This window comes from uncultured Frigoribacterium sp., assembly GCF_963515265.1.
In the GTDB taxonomy this organism is placed as follows: Bacteria; Actinomycetota; Actinomycetes; order Actinomycetales; family Microbacteriaceae; genus Frigoribacterium.
Genome location: NZ_CAUPYL010000046.1, coordinates 1 through 15,277, shown reverse-complemented (window position 1 = coordinate 15,277; position 15,277 = coordinate 1). Strand labels below are relative to the sequence as shown.

Below are 15,277 nucleotides of genomic sequence, written 5' to 3'. Positions count from 1 at the left end.
GTGCCGGGCGACGCGACCGTGCCGGGCGACGCGACCGTGCCCAGCGGCGCGACCGTGCCGGGCGACGCGACCGTGCCGGGCGACGCGACCGGCGCCTCCTCGGGGTCGGCGGTGGTGCCGGTCTCGCCGGTCTCGACCCTCGACGGCCCGGTCTTCGCGCACGCGACGGTGACGCTCGACGAGCCCGCCGACCTGTTCCTCGACACGCGGTCGTGGGGCAAGGGCGTCGCGTTCGTCAACGGCTTCGCGCTCGGCCGCTACTGGACGCGCGGCCCCCAGCACACGTTGTACGTCCCCGGCGAGCAGCTGCGTGCGGGCGACAACGACCTCGTGGTCTTCGAGACGGGCGCCGCGGCGGCCCCGGTCGTGTCGTTCGTGGCCGACCCCGACCTCGGCCACACCGAGCAGTAGCCCCGCCCGGGGCCCGCCCTGCCTAGCTGCACCCCCGAACCAGCACTACACCCGCGGAACCGGGGGTGCACTGCTGGTTCGGGGGTGTTCCGTGGCTCGGGGTTCGCGGTCAGCGGCGGCGGGCAGCGCCCGGGCGACGGAACTGGCCCGTGGCGGCGAGCACCGCGACGAGCAGCACGGGGACGATCCACCCCGACCAGCCGAGGATCGTGCCCTGCACGAGGTCGATCCGCTCGCCCGCGGCCGCGAACAGCAGGGACGAGCCGGCGGCGGCGTTGAACGCGCCGTGGGCCAGGGCGGCGGGCCAGACGCTGGCCGAGCGCAGCCTCAGCCAGGCGAAGACGGCCCCGACGACGACGCACGTCCCGGTCATCATCGCGACGCCGATCCAGCCCGGCGTCTGGACTCCGTAGTTGTAGCCGAGCAGGATCAGCGGCGTGTGCCAGAGCCCCCAGACGGCCCCGCTGACCAGGACGGCAGGCGCGGTGCCCAGGGGCAGGAGGCGCGGCAGCAGGAAGCCCCGCCAGCCGAGCTCCTCCCCCAGCGCCGGCACAGTGTTGACGAAAGCGCCGATCGGGATCGACACGAGCTGGAGCGCGACGAGCAGGCCGATCGGCGGCAGCGGCCCGGGATCGCCGAGGCCCGCGGTCGCCTGGGCGACCTGCTGTTCGGTCAGCTCGCGGAAGGCCGAGAACCCGGTGACGTCGGCCGGGTAGGAGCCGAGCGCGGCACCGATCGGCAGGGCGACGAGCACGAGCCCGACAGGCACGACGAGCCCGAGGCCGAGGTACACGAGCAGTCGGCCCACGGGGCGCAGCGGCCACAGCCCGAGCGACCGTGGGATCGACGCCGGACGGTCGACGAACCGGCTGACGAGCAGGGCCCCGATCGCGGGCGTCGCCATCATCGCGACCGCGCAGACGCCGAGCAGCGGGCTGGCGAGGCCGTCACCGAGCCAGAGCGGCAGGCAGACGAACCAGGCGAGGCCGAACGAGATCAACACGAACGCGGCGATCGGCCACCACGAGACACGCAGCTCGACGACGATCGACCCGGTGGAGGCGTCGGCTGAGTCCGCAGACAGGTAGCGGTCACCGGCCACGTGCGCCGCGACCGGCTGCCACTCGGCGGACGTCGACTCGTCGAGGTCACAGGTGTCGGCATCCACGTCGTCGACCCGCTCACCGCCGGGTGCCGTCCATCCGTGCGCGGGCGGCCGGGAGGAGGGGTTCGTCGTCATCGGTGCTCCGTCGGTCAGCTCGGGCCTCGTGGCAGGGTCTGCTCCATGGTCGCGGCTGCTGCGAGGCCGCACCTCCCCCGATCAGCCGACCCGCGCCTCCTCCGCTCGGCCCGACCTGCTCGACCTGCCCGACCGTCGAGCGCGCATCTCTCAGGAACAGCTCGTCTTGCGTTCCTGATCCGTGCACGACGAAGGAACCCGCGTCCTGATCCGTGGAGGATCAGGACGCGAGTTCCTGAGTGGTGCAGCGGAGCCGGACGGGGCTAGAAGTCCCAGTCCTCGTCCTCGGTGTTGACGGCCTTGCCGATGACGTACGACGAGCCCGACCCCGAGAAGAAGTCGTGGTTCTCGTCGGCGTTCGGCGAGAGGGCCGACAGGATCGCCGGGTTCACGTCGGTCGTCTCCTTGGGGAACATCGGCTCGTAGCCGAGGTTCATCAGCGCCTTGTTGGCGTTGTAGTGCAGGAACTTCTTGACGTCCTCCGTCAGGCCGACGGTGTCGTACAGATCCTGCGTGTACTGGATCTCGTTCTCGTAGAGCTCGAAGAGCAGGTTGAACGTGTAGTCCTTGATCTCCTGCTTGCGCTCGTCCGAGGCGCCCTCGAGCCCCTTCTGGAACTTGTAGCCGATGTAGTACCCGTGCACGGCCTCGTCGCGGATGATGAGGCGGATCAGGTCGGCCGTGTTGGTGAGCTTGGCGCGCGACGACCAGTACATCGGCAGGTAGAAGCCGCTGTAGAACAGGAACGACTCGAGCAGGGTCGAGGCGACCTTGCGCTTCAGGGGGTCGTCGCCCGTGTAGTAGTCGAGGACGATCTGGGCCTTCTTCTGCAGGTTCGGGTTCTCGACCGACCAGCGGAAGGCGTCGTCGATCTCGGGCGTCGACGCCAGGGTCGAGAAGATCGACGAGTAGCTCTTGGCGTGCACCGACTCCATGAACGCGATGTTCGTGTAGACGGCCTCTTCATGAGGGGTGATCGCGTCGGGGATCAGGCTGATCGCGCCGACGGTGCCCTGGATCGTGTCGAGCAGCGTCAGGCCCGTGAACACGCGCATGGTGAGCTGCTGCTCTTCGGGAGTCAGGGTGTTCCACGACTGCACGTCGTTCGACAGCGGGATCTTCTCGGGCAGCCAGAAGTTGTTGACGAGGCGGTTCCAGACCTCGACGTCCTTGTCGTCCTGGATGCGGTTCCAGTTGATCGCGCTGACCGACTTGATCAGCGGGATCGACTTGCCGGTGGCGTGCACCGGGTCGCCGGCGACGCTGTTGATCTTGTCGGTGATGGTCATGTCGTCTCTTCCGTCGGGATGATGCCGTGGATCTCAGTCAAGGAGGCGGGGGCCGGTCGTCGAGACCGGCCCCCGCCGGGTGGCCGCGAGGCCTAGAGCATGCAGTGCGCCGCAGGGGCGGCGGCCGTGCATCGCAGGAGCGGCGATGCACTGACCGGCACTACAACATGCACGAGACGCAGCCGTCGACCTCGGTGCCCTCGAGGGCGAGCTGGCGCAGACGGATGTAGTAGATCGTCTTGATGCCCGCGCGCCATGCGTAGATCTGGGCCTTGTTGATGTCGCGGGTCGTCGCGGTGTCCTTGAAGAACAGGGTCAGCGAGAGGCCCTGGTCGACGTGCTGCGTCGCCGCGGCGTAGGTGTCGATGATCTTCTCGGGGCCGATCTCGTAAGCGTCGGTGTAGTACTCCAGGTTGTCGTTCGTCATGAACGGCGCCGGGTAGTAGACGCGGCCGAGCTTGCCTTCCTTGCGGATCTCGATCTTCGACGCGATCGGGTGGATCGACGACGTCGAGTGGTTGATGTACGAGATCGAGCCGGTCGGGGGCACCGCCTGCAGGTTCTGGTTGTACAGGCCGTGCTGCATGACGCTGGCCTTGAGCTGACGCCAGTCCTCTTGCGTGGGGATCGTGACGCCCGACGCGGCGAAGAGGCCGGCCGCGCGCTCGGTGCTGGGCACCCACTCCTGCTCGGTGTACTTGTCGAAGAACTCGCCGGAGGCGTACTTCGAGTCCTCGAAGCCGCCGAAGGTCACGCCGCGCTCGATCGCGATCGTGTTCGAGGCGCGCAAGGCGTGGAACAGCACCGTGTAGAAGTAGATGTTCGTGAAGTCGATCGCTTCTTCGCTGCCGTAGTGCACGCGCTCACGAGCCAGGTAGCCGTGCAGGTTCATCTGGCCGAGGCCGATGGCGTGCGACTGGTCGTTGCCGACCTCGATCGAGCGGACCGACTGGATGTGGCTCATGTCGCTGACCGCGCTGAGGCCGCGGATCGCGGTCTCGACGGTCTTGCCGAAGTCGGGGGCGTCCATCGAGAGCGCGATGTTCATCGACCCGAGGTTGCACGAGATGTCCTTGCCGATCTCGTTGTACGACAGGTCTTCGTTGAACGTGGTCGGGGTGTTGACCTGCAGGATCTCCGAGCACAGGTTCGACATGTTGATGCGGCCCTTGATGGGGTTCGCCTTGTTGACCGTGTCCTCGAAGACGATGTAGGGGTAGCCCGACTCGAACTGGATCTCGGCGATCGTCTGGAAGAAGTCGCGCGCCTTGATCTTGGTCTTCTTGATGCGGCCGTCGGCCACCATCTCGCGGTACTTCTCGCTGATCGCCACGTCGCCGAAGGGGACGCCGTAGACCTTCTCGACGTCGTACGGCGAGAAGAGGTACATGTCCTCGTTGTTCTTGGCGAGCTCGAACGTGATGTCGGGCACGACGACGCCGAGGGACAGCGTCTTGATGCGGATCTTCTCGTCGGCGTTCTCGCGCTTGGTGTCGAGGAACCGCATGATGTCGGGGTGGTGCGCGCTGAGGTACACGGCACCGGCGCCCTGGCGGGCACCCAGCTGGTTCGCGTAGCTGAAGCTGTCCTCGAGGAGCTTCATGACGGGGATGATGCCCGACGACTGGTTCTCGATCTGCTTGATCGGGGCGCCGGCCTCGCGGATGTTCGACAGCGACAGCGCGACGCCGCCGCCGCGCTTCGACAGCTGCAGCGACGAGTTGATGCCGCGCGAGATCGACTCCATGTTGTCCTCGATGCGCAGCAGGAAGCAGCTGACGAGCTCGCCTCGCTGGGCCTTCGCGGTGTTGAGGAACGTGGGGGTCGCCGGCTGGAAGCGGCCGCCGATGATCTCCTCGACGAGGTCGATCGCGAGCTGCTCGTCGCCCTGGGCCAGGCCGAGGGCGGTCATCACCACCCTGTCCTCGAAGCGCTCGAGGTATCGCTTGCCGTCGAACGTCTTGAGCGTGTACGAGGTGTAGTACTTGAACGCGCCGAGGAAGGTCTGGAACCGGAACTTCTTCGAGTAGGCCAGGTCGTTCAGGCGCTCGATGAAGGCGAAGTCGTACTGCTCGATGGTCGCGAGCTCGTAGTACTCGTTCTCGACGAGGTAGTCGAGGCGCTCACGCAGGTTGTGGAAGAAGACCGTGTTCTGGTTGACGTGCTGCAGGAAGTACTGCTTGGCCGCCTCCCGGTCCTTGTCGAACTGGATCTCGCCGGACGGACCGTAGAGGTTCAGCATCGCGTTGAGCGAGTGGTAGTCCATGGTCATGCCCTGGCCGGGTGCTGCGATCACTTCGAGATCGTCGACTGCCGTGTCCAAAATTCTTCCAATCCGTTCTGTACTGCTGAGACGTCGTCCGGGGTGCCGAAGACCTCGAACCGGTAGAGGAGGGGCACGTCGCACTTGGCGGCGACGATGTCGCCGGCGAGGCAGTACCCCTCTCCGAAGTTGGTGTTGCCCGCCGCGACCACGCCTCGGATGAGGCTTCGGTTGCCCTCGTCGTTGAGGAACCGGATGACCTGCTTCGGGACGGCGCCTCGGCCCTCGCCGCCGCCGTAGGTCGGCAGGACGAGCACGTAGGGGTCACGGGCGTGGAGCGGGGGCTCGGAGGGGAAGAGCGGGATCCGCTCGGCCGGCACCCCGAGCTTCTCGACGAAACGGTGCGTGTTGCCCGAGACGCTGGAGAAGTAGATGAGATGGGTCACGGTGACGACCGCCTCCTCTGCTCGTGGTGCTGTGCCTCCGGCGACGGGATCGGGCCGCGGCCCGGCCGTCACGAGGAGGCGCGGGTCAGGAGACGCGAGCGGCCAGGCCGGCGATCTTGTCGGGACGGAAACCGCTCCAGTGGTCGTCGTCGGCGATGACGACGGGCGCCTGGAGGTAGCCGAGCGCCTTGACGGTCTCGAGCGCGGCGTCGTCGGCGGTGACGTCGAGGACTTCGTACTCGATGCCCTTGTTGTCGAGGGCGCGGTAGGTGGCCGTGCACTGGACGCAGGACGGCTTGGTGTAGACGGTGATGGCCATGGTTTCCCCTGTGTTCTCGGGCCGACGCGGGGGTCGGACGCGGTGGTTCTGATGCGGGTCTGGGGCAGCGGGCGTAGTACCTGCGGCAACTCCTCGATACTACATCTTGTGGCCCGGACTCGGGCCCACAACTAGATGCGGTGTTACAGGCGTGTAGTTCCGTCGGGAGAGTTCTCCACAGGAGTTCCCCCAAGTTCTGCACAGATCTGGCGGAGTTGCCCCCAGGATCTGGCGGTTGTGCACATGTTCCTCCCCACCTCCGACATCGCAGCCGGGTCGTCCCCAGTTCGGGGCCACGGCGTGTCGCGGCGTGTCGGCACGGGGCTGCCGGACGCGCCCGCTCCTCCGTAGACTCGACCTCTCGTGAGCACCTATTCGTCCCTCCTGAAGACCCCCGGCGTGGGGCGCATCATCGCGGCCCAGCTGACCGCGCGGTTCCCCTTCGGGATGCTCTCGCTCGCGTTCCTGCTGCACGTCGAGCACGTGCACCACTCGTACGCGGCGGCAGGCCTCGTCCTCGCGGCGACGAGCATCGGCCAGGCGATCTCCGGCCCGCTCACGAGCCGCTGGATGGGCCGCTGGGGCATGCGCCCGGTGCTGATGCTCACCCTCGCCGTCTGCCTGGTGACGATGCTCGCGTTCACCGCGTACGACTTCTCGGTGCCCGCCTTCATGGCCCTCGGCTTCGTCACGGGCCTCAGCGTGCCGCCCGTCCAGCCCGCCGTCCGCACGATCTACCCGAAGATGGTCAACTCGTCGCAGCTGACGCCCCTCTTCTCGCTCGACGCCTCCGCCCAGGAGATCATCTGGGTCGCCGGGCCGGTCATCACCACCTTCGTCGGCACGCAGGTCGGCACCCGCGAGGCGATCTGGCTGGCCGCGCTCTTCCTCGTCGGCGGCGGCATCTGGTTCATCGCCTCGCCCGAGGTCGGCCGTGTGCGCATCCCCCGCAGCAAGCGCTCGTTCGGCAAGGTGCTCGCGCGCCCCACCGTCCTGCTCGCCACCGTCGCGGGCTTCCTGCTCATCGGCGCGTGCGCTGCGGTCGAGGCCGGCGTCGTGGCGCTCTTCGGCGAGGGCAGCGCCGACTCGGGCATCGCCCTGGCCGTCTTCGCCGCCGGCTCGCTCGTCGGCGGCCTCGCGCTCGGTCACGTGCCCGTCGGCCCCTGGGCGCTCGGCCGCCGCCTCGCCATCGTGTTCGTCGGCATGGTGCTCGCGATCTTCGCCACGGGGCTCCTGCCGATCAGCGGCGCCCTGCTCGTCGCCGGGGTCGGCATCGCTCCCGCCCTCGCCGTGATGTTCGCCATCGTCTCGTCGAGCGTCAAGTTCAGCGACACCGCCGAGGCCTACGGCTGGGCGGGCACCGGCCAGCTGATCGGCTCGGCCCTCGGCTCGGCCATCGCCGGCTTCTGGATCGACCGCATCGGCGGCCAGGGCGGCCTCGTGGTCGCCGCGGCCTTCGCGTTCGTGGGCGTGGTCGTCGGCCTCGTGTTCCACCGTGCGCTGCCCGACCTCCGCGGCCGCGACGCGAGCCCGCTGCCCGACACGGAGCCGGTCCCCGTCCAGGCCAGCTGACCTGCGACCACCGGCCTGCGACCACCGGTCCGCGCCTCCGCATCGCCTGCCGGCCCGCGCCTCCTCCTCGTCCCTCGGCCCGTGCCTCCTCCTCGCCTGCTGGCCCGCGCCTCCTCGGCCCGGCCGTGACCGCGGATGGGAGGATCGGGGCATGACCGACATCACCGTCCCGTCCGTCGTCCTGTCCGACGGAGCCCGCATCCCCCAGCTCGGCCTCGGCGTCTACAAGGTCGCCGACGACGAGGCGCGCACCGTCGTCGCCACCGCCCTCGAGCTCGGGTACCGCCACGTCGACACGGCGTCGTTCTACGGCAACGAGGTCGGCGTCGGGCAGGCGCTGCGCGCCTCCGACGTGCCGCGGGACGACGTCTTCGTCACCACCAAGGTCTGGAACACCGAGCAGGGCTACGACGAGACGCTGCGCGCCTTCGACGCGAGCCTCGACCGCCTCGGCACCGACCACGTCGAGCTCTACCTGATCCACTGGCCGGCCCCCACGCAGGACAGGTACGTCGACACCTGGCGTGCGCTCGAACGGATCGCCGAGGAGGGGCGGGCCCGGTCGATCGGCGTCAGCAACTTCCAGGTGCACCACCTCGAGCGGCTGCTCGGCGAGACGAGCGTCGTGCCGGTCATCGACCAGGTGGAGGCCCACCCGTGGCTGCAGCAGCACGAGCTGCGCGAGTTCTGCGCCGCCCGGGGCATCGTCGTCGAGGCCTGGTCGCCGCTCGCCCGCGGCCGGGTGCTCGACGACGCCGTGATCGGGCGGATCGCCGCGAAGCACGGGGTCGAGCCCGCCCAGGCCGTCATCCGATGGCACCTGCAGCAGGGGCTCGTGGTGATCCCCAAGACGGTCAACGCGCGCCGGCTGGCGACGAACCTCGACGTGTTCGGCTTCGAGCTCGACGAGGACGACCTCGCCGAGATCGCCGCGCTCGACAGCGGCGAGCGCTCCGGCTCGCACCCCGACCAGGTCGGCTGACCCCTCCTCTCCTCCCTCGCCCTCGCCCTCGCTCTCGCTCTCGCCCTCGCTCTCGCTCGAGTCGGCGGGTCGGTGCCACGTGCGGCGGGTCGCCGTGCCCGACGGCGGGCGGGCGCTGACCCGCCGTGGACGACGGGAACCCGCCGACATCGAACGAGACGAGACGAGACGAGAGGAGAGGGGCCTGAGCGGGCACGACGAGGGGCGGACCGAGGAGGCGCGGGTCGAGGGGCGCGCGCCGCTCGCGTACCGTGGTGGGCGCACATCACGAGCAAGGAGCACCCATGACGATCGTCGCCGCCGCTGACGGATCCGCCCTCGGCAACCCCGGCCCCGCCGGCTGGGCCTGGTACGTCGACGACGACCGCTGGGCCGCGGGCGGCTGGCCCCGCGCGACGAACAACCAGGGCGAGCTCACCGCGGTGCTCGAGCTGCTGCGCGCCACGGCCGACGCCGGCGAGCCGGTGCACATCCTGTGCGACAGCCAGTACACGATCAAGGCCTGCACCGAGTGGATGCCCGGCTGGAAGCGCAAGGGCTGGCGCAAGGCCGACGGCAAGCCGGTGCTGAACGTCGAGATCCTCAAGGAGCTCGACGACGCCCTCGCCGGGCGGAGGGTCACCTTCGAGTGGGTCCGCGGCCACGTCGGGCACGAGATGAACGAGGCGGCCGACGTCCGCGCCCGGGGTGCCGCCACAGCGTTCCAGAACCGCACCGACGTGCCCGCGGGACCGGGCTGGCCCGGCGCCCCCGTCGCGACGACGTCCCCGGTCGCGGCACCGCCCGAGCCGCCCGCCACCCTCTTCTAGGCCGCGCCCACACGGCACTGCACCGGGTTCAGTGCACTGCACCTCGTCCAGACCCGGTGCGGTGTACGAGACCCGGTGCGGTGAACGTCAGCGCGGCCGAACCCGGTGCCGTGAGCGGCCCCGCAGCGCAGCGCAGCGCAGCGCGCTACATCGAGGGGTGCGTGCTCGACAGCCCGCCGTCGACGACGAACTGCGCGCCGGTCGAGAACGCGGAGTCGTCCGAGGCGAGGTGCAGGGCGAGCCCGGCCACCTCCTCCGGCATGGCCAGCCGCCCGCGGGGGCTCATCGTGCGGAACGCGTCGAGCAGGGCGGGCTGGGCCTCGACCTGACGTCGGAACAGCGCCGTGTCGGTCGGCCCGGGGTGCAGGGAGTTGATGCGGATGTCCCAGCCCTCCTGGGCGGCGTGCGCCGCGCTCGAGCGGGTGAGGCCCACGAGGGCGTGCTTGCTCGCGGTGTAGGCCGCGTCGTCGCCGAAGCCGAGGAACGACGTCGCCGGCGCGAGGTTGATGATCGAGCCGCCCGAGCGCTCCGGGTTGGCGCGCATCTGCTCGATGGCGAAGCGCGTGCCGAGCATGACGCCCGTGACGTTGACCGCGAAGACCCTGTTCCAGCTCTCGAGCTGGGTCACGTCGATCGACTGGCCCGAGACGATGCCCGCGTTGTTGACGAGCACGTCCAGGTGACCGTAGTGGTCGGCCACCCTGTCCATCACGCGCTTCCAGTCGCCGCCGTTGGCGACGTCGTGCTGGATGAACTCGGCACCGGCCTCGGCGGCGACGGCTGACCCGTCGAGGATGTCGGTCGCGACGACCTGGGCGCCCTCGTCGGCGAACCGGCGGACGATCGCCTCGCCGATGCCCGAGGCAGCTCCCGTGACGATCGCGACTTTTCCGGACAGGCGAGACATGGGTCCTCCTCGGGGAGCCCGACGACGGGTCGCCGGGGGCGGTGCACCGGAGGGTCGCTCCGGGGGTGACGGGCAGCCGTGGTCGGCCGGGCCGCCGACAACGTTACTCCTCGACGAGCATGCCCCCGGCGCCGCTGCCCCCGGCGCGCTCGGAGGCCGGGCCGACGGCCGTGACCGTGACCACCGCCTCCCCGCGCTCGTCGCTCGACGCGAGGTCGACGACGGCCGAGATGCCGAAGTCGTGGTCGCCGTCGGGGTCGGCGAGGATCTGACGGACGCGCCACACGGTCGGCAGCTGCTCGATCTGCAGCATGTGCGGCCCCCGGGCGTCGGTGTCGGTGCCGATCATGTCGTACTCGTCGAAGTAGCGGTCGAGCGCCTGCCCCCAGCGGTCGGTGTCCCACCCCGAGGAGGCGTCGAGCTGACCCAGCCCCTCGGCGTCGTCCCGCGCCATCAGCTGCACCCTGCGGAACATCTCGTTGCGGACCGCGATGCGGAACGCGCGGTCGTTCGCCGTGAAGCGGCGGAGCACCGGCGGAACGATCTCGTCGTGGGCCTCGACCTCGCGGGGGTTGAGCATCTCCTCCCACTCGTCGAGCAGCGACGAGTCGACCTGGCGCACCAGCTCGCCGAGCCACTCGATCAGGTCGGCGAGCTCGTCGGTCTTGGCCTCGTCGGGAACGGTCTGGCGCAGGGCCCGGAACGCGTCGGAGAGGTACCGGAGCACGAGGCCCTCCGAGCGGGCGAGACCGTAGAAGGCCACGTAGTCGCCGAACGTCATCGCGCGCTCGTAGAGGTCGCGCACGACCGACTTGGGGCTCAGCGCGAAGTCGCCGATCCACGGCTGGGACGCCGCGTACGTCTCGAACAGCGCGGTCAGGAGCTCGTCGAGGGGCTTCGGCCAGGTGACGCCCTCGAGCAGCTCCATCCGCTGGTCGTACTCGACGCCCTCGCGCTTCATCTCGGCCACGGCCTCGCCGCGCGCCTTGAACTGCTGCTGGGACAGGATCGGACGCGGGTCGTCGAGAGTGGCCTCCACGACGGAGACGACGTCGAGCGCGTAGCTCGGCGACTCCTGGTCGAGCACGTCGAAGGTCGCCAGGGCGAAGGGCGAGAGCGGCTGGTTCAGGGCGAAGTTCGCCTGGAGGTCGACCGTCAGGCGGATGGTGGGCGCACCTCCGTCGGGGCTCTCCTCCTGCACGACGACCTCTGCGGTGCGGAGCGTGCGGTAGATCGAGATCGCCTGCCGCGCCATCGCGTACTGCGCCGACCGGGGCTCGTGGTTGTCGAAGACGAGCGAGCGCACGTTCGCGAAGACGTCGCCCCCGCGACCGATGACGTTGAGCAGCATGGCGTGGGTGATCTGCATGTGCGAGACCAGCGCCTCCGGCTCCGCGGCGATCAGCTTGTGGAAGCTCGGCTCGCCCCACGAGACGAAGCCCTCCGGCGCCTTCTTGCGGACGATCTTGCGCTTCTTCTTCGGGTCGTCGCCCGCCTTCTCGATCGCCTTGAGGTTGTCGATCTCGTGCTCCGGGGCCTGCAGCACCACGGTGCCCGACGTGTCGTAGCCGGCACGGCCGGCACGACCGGCGACCTGGTGGAACTCCCGGGCCGTGAGCTGCCGCATGCGGGTGCCGTCGAACTTCGTGAGCGCGGTGAGCAGGACGGTGCGGATCGGCACGTTGATGCCCACGCCGAGGGTGTCGGTGCCGCAGATGACCCGGAGCAGCCCCCGCTGGGCGAGCTGCTCGACGAGGCGCCGGTACTTGGGCAGCATGCCCGCGTGGTGCACGCCGATGCCCGAGCGCACCAGGCGGCTGAGGGTCTTGCCGAAGCCGGTGCTGAAGCGGAACCCGCCGATCAGCTCGGCGATCTCGTCCCGCTGCTCACGACTGGCCACCTTGATGCTCGACAGGGCCTGCGCGCGCTCGAGCGCGGCGGCCTGCGAGAAGTGCACGACGTAGACGGGGGCCTCGCCGGTGGACAGCAGTTCTTCGACCGTCTCCTGGACGGGGGTCTGGGCGTACGAGTAGTGCAGCGGCACCGGGCGCTCGACGCCGGTCACCCGGGCGACCGGCCGGCCGGTGCGGCGCGACAGGTCGTCGACGAGGCGCGTGACGTCGCCGAGGGTCGCCGACATGAGGAGGAACTGCGCGCGGTCGAGCAGCAGCAGCGGCACCTGCCAGGCCCAGCCGCGCGACTGGTCGCCGTAGAAGTGGAACTCGTCCATCACGACCTGGTCGACGTCGGCGTCCGAGCCGTGGCGCAGGGCGAGGTTCGCGAGGATCTCGGCGGTGCAGCAGATGATCGGCGCGTCGGCGTTGACCGACGAGTCGCCCGTCACCATGCCGACCTTCTCCGGCCCGAACAGCTCGACCAGTGCGAAGAACTTCTCGCTGACCAGGGCCTTGATGGGCGCCGTGTAGTACGTCCGCCTGCCCTGCGAGAGCGCGACGAAGTGCGCGCCTGCCGCGACCAGGGACTTGCCCGTGCCGGTCGGCGTGCTGAGCACGACCGAGGCGCCGGAGACGAGCTCCATCATCGCCTCGTCCTGCGCCGGGTACAACGGGAGGCCGCGACCCTGGGCCCACTCCGCGAAGTCGGCGTAGGCCGTGTCCTGGTCGTACGACTCGGGCCCCGGGTTCTCGGGCAGCAGGGCGGACAGCGGTGCGGAGGGGGCGGGCGACATGATGTGTCGATCCTGCCCCATGCCGGCGACAGCGAGGCGAGGCGGGCCGGAGGCGGTCGGCACCGATCCGGGCACGCGGGAGGGGCGAGACGGCGGGTCCCGAGACAGCACACGCCCCCGTGGCCGAGCAGGGCTCGGGCGGAGGCGTGCGGTCGCGCCCTCGGACGAGGCCGGGCAGGATCGGATCAGGAGACCACGCTCGGTCGCACGTCGACGATGACGGGCGCGATGTGCCCCGGTAACCAGCCGGTGAGCACACTGCACCTTAGCTCGCGCTCCCCCGGCGGCGTGGGGTGAACGGCGGGTGATTCATGCGTTCGACTAGAACTGGGGGCACGGAGGGCGTGCGGGGCTGCGCTCCTCGGCCAGCGGGCTCAGCGCAGCGGGACGTGCCCGCCGAGCGTGTCGTCTACCTGCTCGACGGCGCCCTCGCGAGCGGCGTCGTCGGCGGCCGAGCCGGCGTGCTCCTCGACGGGAGCCGGGTCGTCCCCGTGCACCGCGGCCGCGTCGTGGCGGGGGTCGACGTCGTGGTCTGCGGGGTCGTGGCTCTGGGTGTCGCTCATGGGGCGCCTCCTCGTGTCGTCCGTCGCCGTGGCGGCGGAGGGGGCCGGACGGCCCCGTCCCGCACGACCGTACCCGCGCCTCCGTCGCACACGTCCAGCGCCGACACGGTAGACAGGAGGAGGCGCACCGAGCGCCGCCCCGACCCCAGGAAGAGTGCAGACGATGTCGTCATCCACCCCGTCCCCCGCGGCCCTCCGCGTCGCCGTCACCGGCGGCAGCGGCAAGCTCGGCCGAGCCGTCGTCCGCGACCTCGCCGCCCACGGCTGGCAGGTCGTGCTGCTCGACCGCGTGCCGAGCCCCGACCCGGTCGAGGGCGTCACCTACGTGCAGGTCGACCTGTCCGACTACGGCCAGGTGCTGCAGGCGCTCACCCACGTCGACGACCGCTACGACTCGATCGACGCCGTCGTGCACCTCGGCGCGATCCCGGCGCCCGGGCTCGTGCCGAACGCGACCCTGTTCCACAACAACGTCACCGGCAGCTACAACGTGTTCGCCGCAGCCCGTGCGGCCCACATCCGCAACGTCGTCTGGGCCTCCAGCGAGACCCTGCTCGGCATCCCGTTCGACCTCGACCCGCCCTACCTGCCCCTCGACGAGGAGTACGCCGTGCGGCCCGAGTCGTCGTACTCGCTCGGCAAGGCCCTCGACGAGGAGATGGCCCGCCACTTCACCCGCTGGGACCGCCAGCTGAAGATGATCGGCCTCCGCTTCTCGAACGTCATGGACGACGGCGACTACTCGGAGTACCCCTGGGACGAGACCCCCGAGAAGAAGACGTTCAACCTCTTCTCGTACATCGACGCCCGCGACGGCGCCCAGGCCGTGCGCAAGGCGCTCGAGAGCGACCTCGTCGGCTTCGAGGCGTTCATCATCGCCGCGACCGACACGGTCATGAACACGCCCACCGCCCTGCTCGCCGACCAGTTCTGGCCGACCGTCGAGCGCCGCGCCGCCGTCGAGGGGACCGACTCGCTGCTCAGCAGCGACAAGGCCCGCGACCTGCTCGGCTTCGTCCCCGAGTACAGCTGGCGCACCTGGGGCGACCGGGTCGGCAAGCAGGAGGCGGCGGCCGACGACGAGACGGGCGACGACCTGTAGGTGCGGACACCGCCCGACGAGCCCTCAGCGCCCCTCGCTCAGCAGTAGTCCTTGAGCATGGACGGTCCGAAGATCGCGATGACCAGGCCGTCGACGCTGTGCGCAGAGGCGCCGTAGGGACTGATCTCGTCCAGCGACGACAGCTCGTCGACCCTGACCAGGTCGTAGACGAGCGAGAGGGACTGATGCGACGAGTCACCCGACACGTCCTCGATGTACGCGGGGTCGGTCGCCTCGGCGAGGGGGGCGATCGGGTCCCCGACGGCGACTCCTCCCGGGGTCTGCAGCCGAACGCTCCGGCCGTCGCTCGTCTCGATCGACGTGTCCTTCGTCCCGAAGGTCAGCGTGCCCTCGTCGGTGTGGAGATCGGGCGTCCCGAGGTAGGTGCCCTCGCCCCAGCCCCAGCGGGTCTGAGCCGGCTGGCAGTGGTCCTCCTGGACTCCCGCCTCCCGCGGTTCGCCGAGGGCCCGCGTAAGCAGGGCGACGGCCTCGTCGAGGGGCAGGGCGACCACGTCGAGCGAGGCCAGCTCGGACTCGCCCTGACGGAGCGAGAGCCCGGCTGCGGACACCACGATCGTGTCGACCGACGCGAGCGGGTCAGGAGCGGGAGCGGGCGTGGCCGTCGCCTCGGGGGCCGGGGCCGACGCCGCCGCCGTGGCCGTCGCGCGCGGGGTCGCGTCCCCGT

The 15,277-nt window shown here is 70.2% G+C and carries 13 protein-coding genes and 1 pseudogene; 5 read left to right on the top strand and 9 right to left on the bottom strand.

Going from position 1 to position 15,277, the window contains the following annotated elements:
* Positions 1-411, top strand: a pseudogene (locus RWM17_RS06305) (beta-galactosidase); the annotation flags it as partial.
* 109 nt (positions 412-520) lie between these two features.
* On the opposite strand, the gene RWM17_RS06300 reads toward RWM17_RS06305, so the two are convergent.
* From RWM17_RS06300 to nrdH, 5 genes are all read right to left on the bottom strand, one after another.
* Entirely contained in the window at positions 521-1,579 is a 1,059-nt protein-coding gene (locus RWM17_RS06300; protein WP_314102161.1) for a CPBP family intramembrane glutamic endopeptidase, read from the bottom strand.
* 335 nt (positions 1,580-1,914) lie between these two features.
* Positions 1,915-2,940: a class 1b ribonucleoside-diphosphate reductase subunit beta gene (gene nrdF, locus RWM17_RS06295; protein WP_228506869.1), complete on the bottom strand. Its 1,026-nt coding sequence runs from the start codon at positions 2,938-2,940 to the stop codon at positions 1,915-1,917.
* 160 nt (positions 2,941-3,100) lie between these two features.
* Positions 3,101-5,206 (bottom strand): class 1b ribonucleoside-diphosphate reductase subunit alpha, encoded by a 2,106-nt coding sequence (nrdE, locus tag RWM17_RS06290; protein WP_314102162.1) that lies wholly within the window; start codon positions 5,204-5,206, stop codon positions 3,101-3,103.
* A 26-nt stretch (positions 5,207-5,232) separates the two neighbouring features.
* Positions 5,233-5,649, bottom strand: coding sequence for a class Ib ribonucleoside-diphosphate reductase assembly flavoprotein NrdI (gene nrdI / locus RWM17_RS06285; protein WP_314102160.1), 417 nt, complete (start codon positions 5,647-5,649; stop codon positions 5,233-5,235).
* 85 nt (positions 5,650-5,734) lie between these two features.
* The gene (gene nrdH, locus RWM17_RS06280; RefSeq protein WP_123547992.1) at positions 5,735-5,968 is read right to left on the bottom strand and encodes a glutaredoxin-like protein NrdH; all 234 of its coding nucleotides are present in this window, start codon (positions 5,966-5,968) and stop codon (positions 5,735-5,737) included.
* Between the two features lie 363 nt (positions 5,969-6,331).
* Between nrdH and RWM17_RS06275 the strand changes: the two genes are divergently transcribed.
* The 3 genes from RWM17_RS06275 (at position 6,332) to RWM17_RS06265 (ending at position 9,331) form a co-directional block, all read left to right on the top strand.
* Positions 6,332-7,540 carry an MFS transporter gene (locus RWM17_RS06275; RefSeq protein WP_314102159.1) on the top strand — a complete coding sequence of 403 codons (1,209 nt, stop codon included), beginning with the start codon at positions 6,332-6,334 and terminating at the stop codon, positions 7,538-7,540.
* Between the two features lie 151 nt (positions 7,541-7,691).
* Positions 7,692-8,522, top strand: coding sequence for an aldo/keto reductase (locus RWM17_RS06270; RefSeq protein WP_314102158.1), 831 nt, complete (start codon positions 7,692-7,694; stop codon positions 8,520-8,522).
* A 284-nt stretch (positions 8,523-8,806) separates the two neighbouring features.
* On the top strand, positions 8,807-9,331 hold the full coding sequence (locus tag RWM17_RS06265) for a ribonuclease H (RefSeq protein ID WP_314102157.1): 525 nt from the start codon (positions 8,807-8,809) through the stop codon (positions 9,329-9,331).
* A gap of 145 nt (positions 9,332-9,476) precedes the next feature.
* On the opposite strand, the gene RWM17_RS06260 is transcribed toward RWM17_RS06265, so the two are convergent.
* The 3 genes from RWM17_RS06260 to RWM17_RS06250 all read right to left on the bottom strand — a co-directional run bounded on the left by RWM17_RS06260 (position 9,477) and on the right by RWM17_RS06250 (position 13,490).
* Complete coding sequence (locus RWM17_RS06260; RefSeq protein ID WP_123547988.1) at positions 9,477-10,238, bottom strand: SDR family oxidoreductase; 762 nt, start codon at positions 10,236-10,238, stop codon at positions 9,477-9,479.
* 103 nt (positions 10,239-10,341) lie between these two features.
* The gene (locus RWM17_RS06255) at positions 10,342-12,927 is read right to left on the bottom strand and encodes a DUF3516 domain-containing protein (RefSeq protein ID WP_314102156.1); all 2,586 of its coding nucleotides are present in this window, start codon (positions 12,925-12,927) and stop codon (positions 10,342-10,344) included.
* Positions 12,928-13,301: 374 nt separating this feature from the next.
* On the bottom strand, positions 13,302-13,490 hold the full coding sequence (locus RWM17_RS06250; RefSeq protein WP_314102155.1) for a hypothetical protein: 189 nt from the start codon (positions 13,488-13,490) through the stop codon (positions 13,302-13,304).
* Between the two features lie 163 nt (positions 13,491-13,653).
* Between RWM17_RS06250 and RWM17_RS06245 the strand changes: the two genes are divergently transcribed.
* Complete coding sequence (locus RWM17_RS06245) at positions 13,654-14,592, top strand: NAD(P)-dependent oxidoreductase (RefSeq protein ID WP_314102154.1); 939 nt, start codon at positions 13,654-13,656, stop codon at positions 14,590-14,592.
* Between the two features lie 38 nt (positions 14,593-14,630).
* On the opposite strand, the gene RWM17_RS06240 is transcribed toward RWM17_RS06245, so the two are convergent.
* On the bottom strand, positions 14,631-15,277 hold a 647-nt coding region (locus tag RWM17_RS06240; RefSeq protein ID WP_314102153.1), incomplete at its 5' end, for a hypothetical protein.

What these genes read in the sequence shown, in the direction of transcription:
- nrdF (WP_228506869.1), bottom strand. Translation starts at nt 2,940, where the DNA reads ATGACCATCACCGACAAGATCAACAGCGTCGCCGGCGACCCGGTGCAC.
- nrdE (WP_314102162.1), bottom strand. Translation starts at nt 5,206, where the DNA reads ATGGACTACCACTCGCTCAACGCGATGCTGAACCTCTACGGTCCGTCC.
- nrdH (WP_123547992.1), bottom strand. Translation starts at nt 5,968, where the DNA reads ATGGCCATCACCGTCTACACCAAGCCGTCCTGCGTCCAGTGCACGGCC.
- RWM17_RS06270 (WP_314102158.1), top strand. Translation starts at nt 7,692, where the DNA reads ATGACCGACATCACCGTCCCGTCCGTCGTCCTGTCCGACGGAGCCCGC.
- RWM17_RS06265 (WP_314102157.1), top strand. Translation starts at nt 8,807, where the DNA reads ATGACGATCGTCGCCGCCGCTGACGGATCCGCCCTCGGCAACCCCGGC.
- RWM17_RS06260 (WP_123547988.1), bottom strand. Translation starts at nt 10,238, where the DNA reads ATGTCTCGCCTGTCCGGAAAAGTCGCGATCGTCACGGGAGCTGCCTCG.
- RWM17_RS06255 (WP_314102156.1), bottom strand. Translation starts at nt 12,927, where the DNA reads ATGTCGCCCGCCCCCTCCGCACCGCTGTCCGCCCTGCTGCCCGAGAAC.
- RWM17_RS06250 (WP_314102155.1), bottom strand. Translation starts at nt 13,490, where the DNA reads ATGAGCGACACCCAGAGCCACGACCCCGCAGACCACGACGTCGACCCC.
- RWM17_RS06245 (WP_314102154.1), top strand. Translation starts at nt 13,654, where the DNA reads ATGTCGTCATCCACCCCGTCCCCCGCGGCCCTCCGCGTCGCCGTCACC.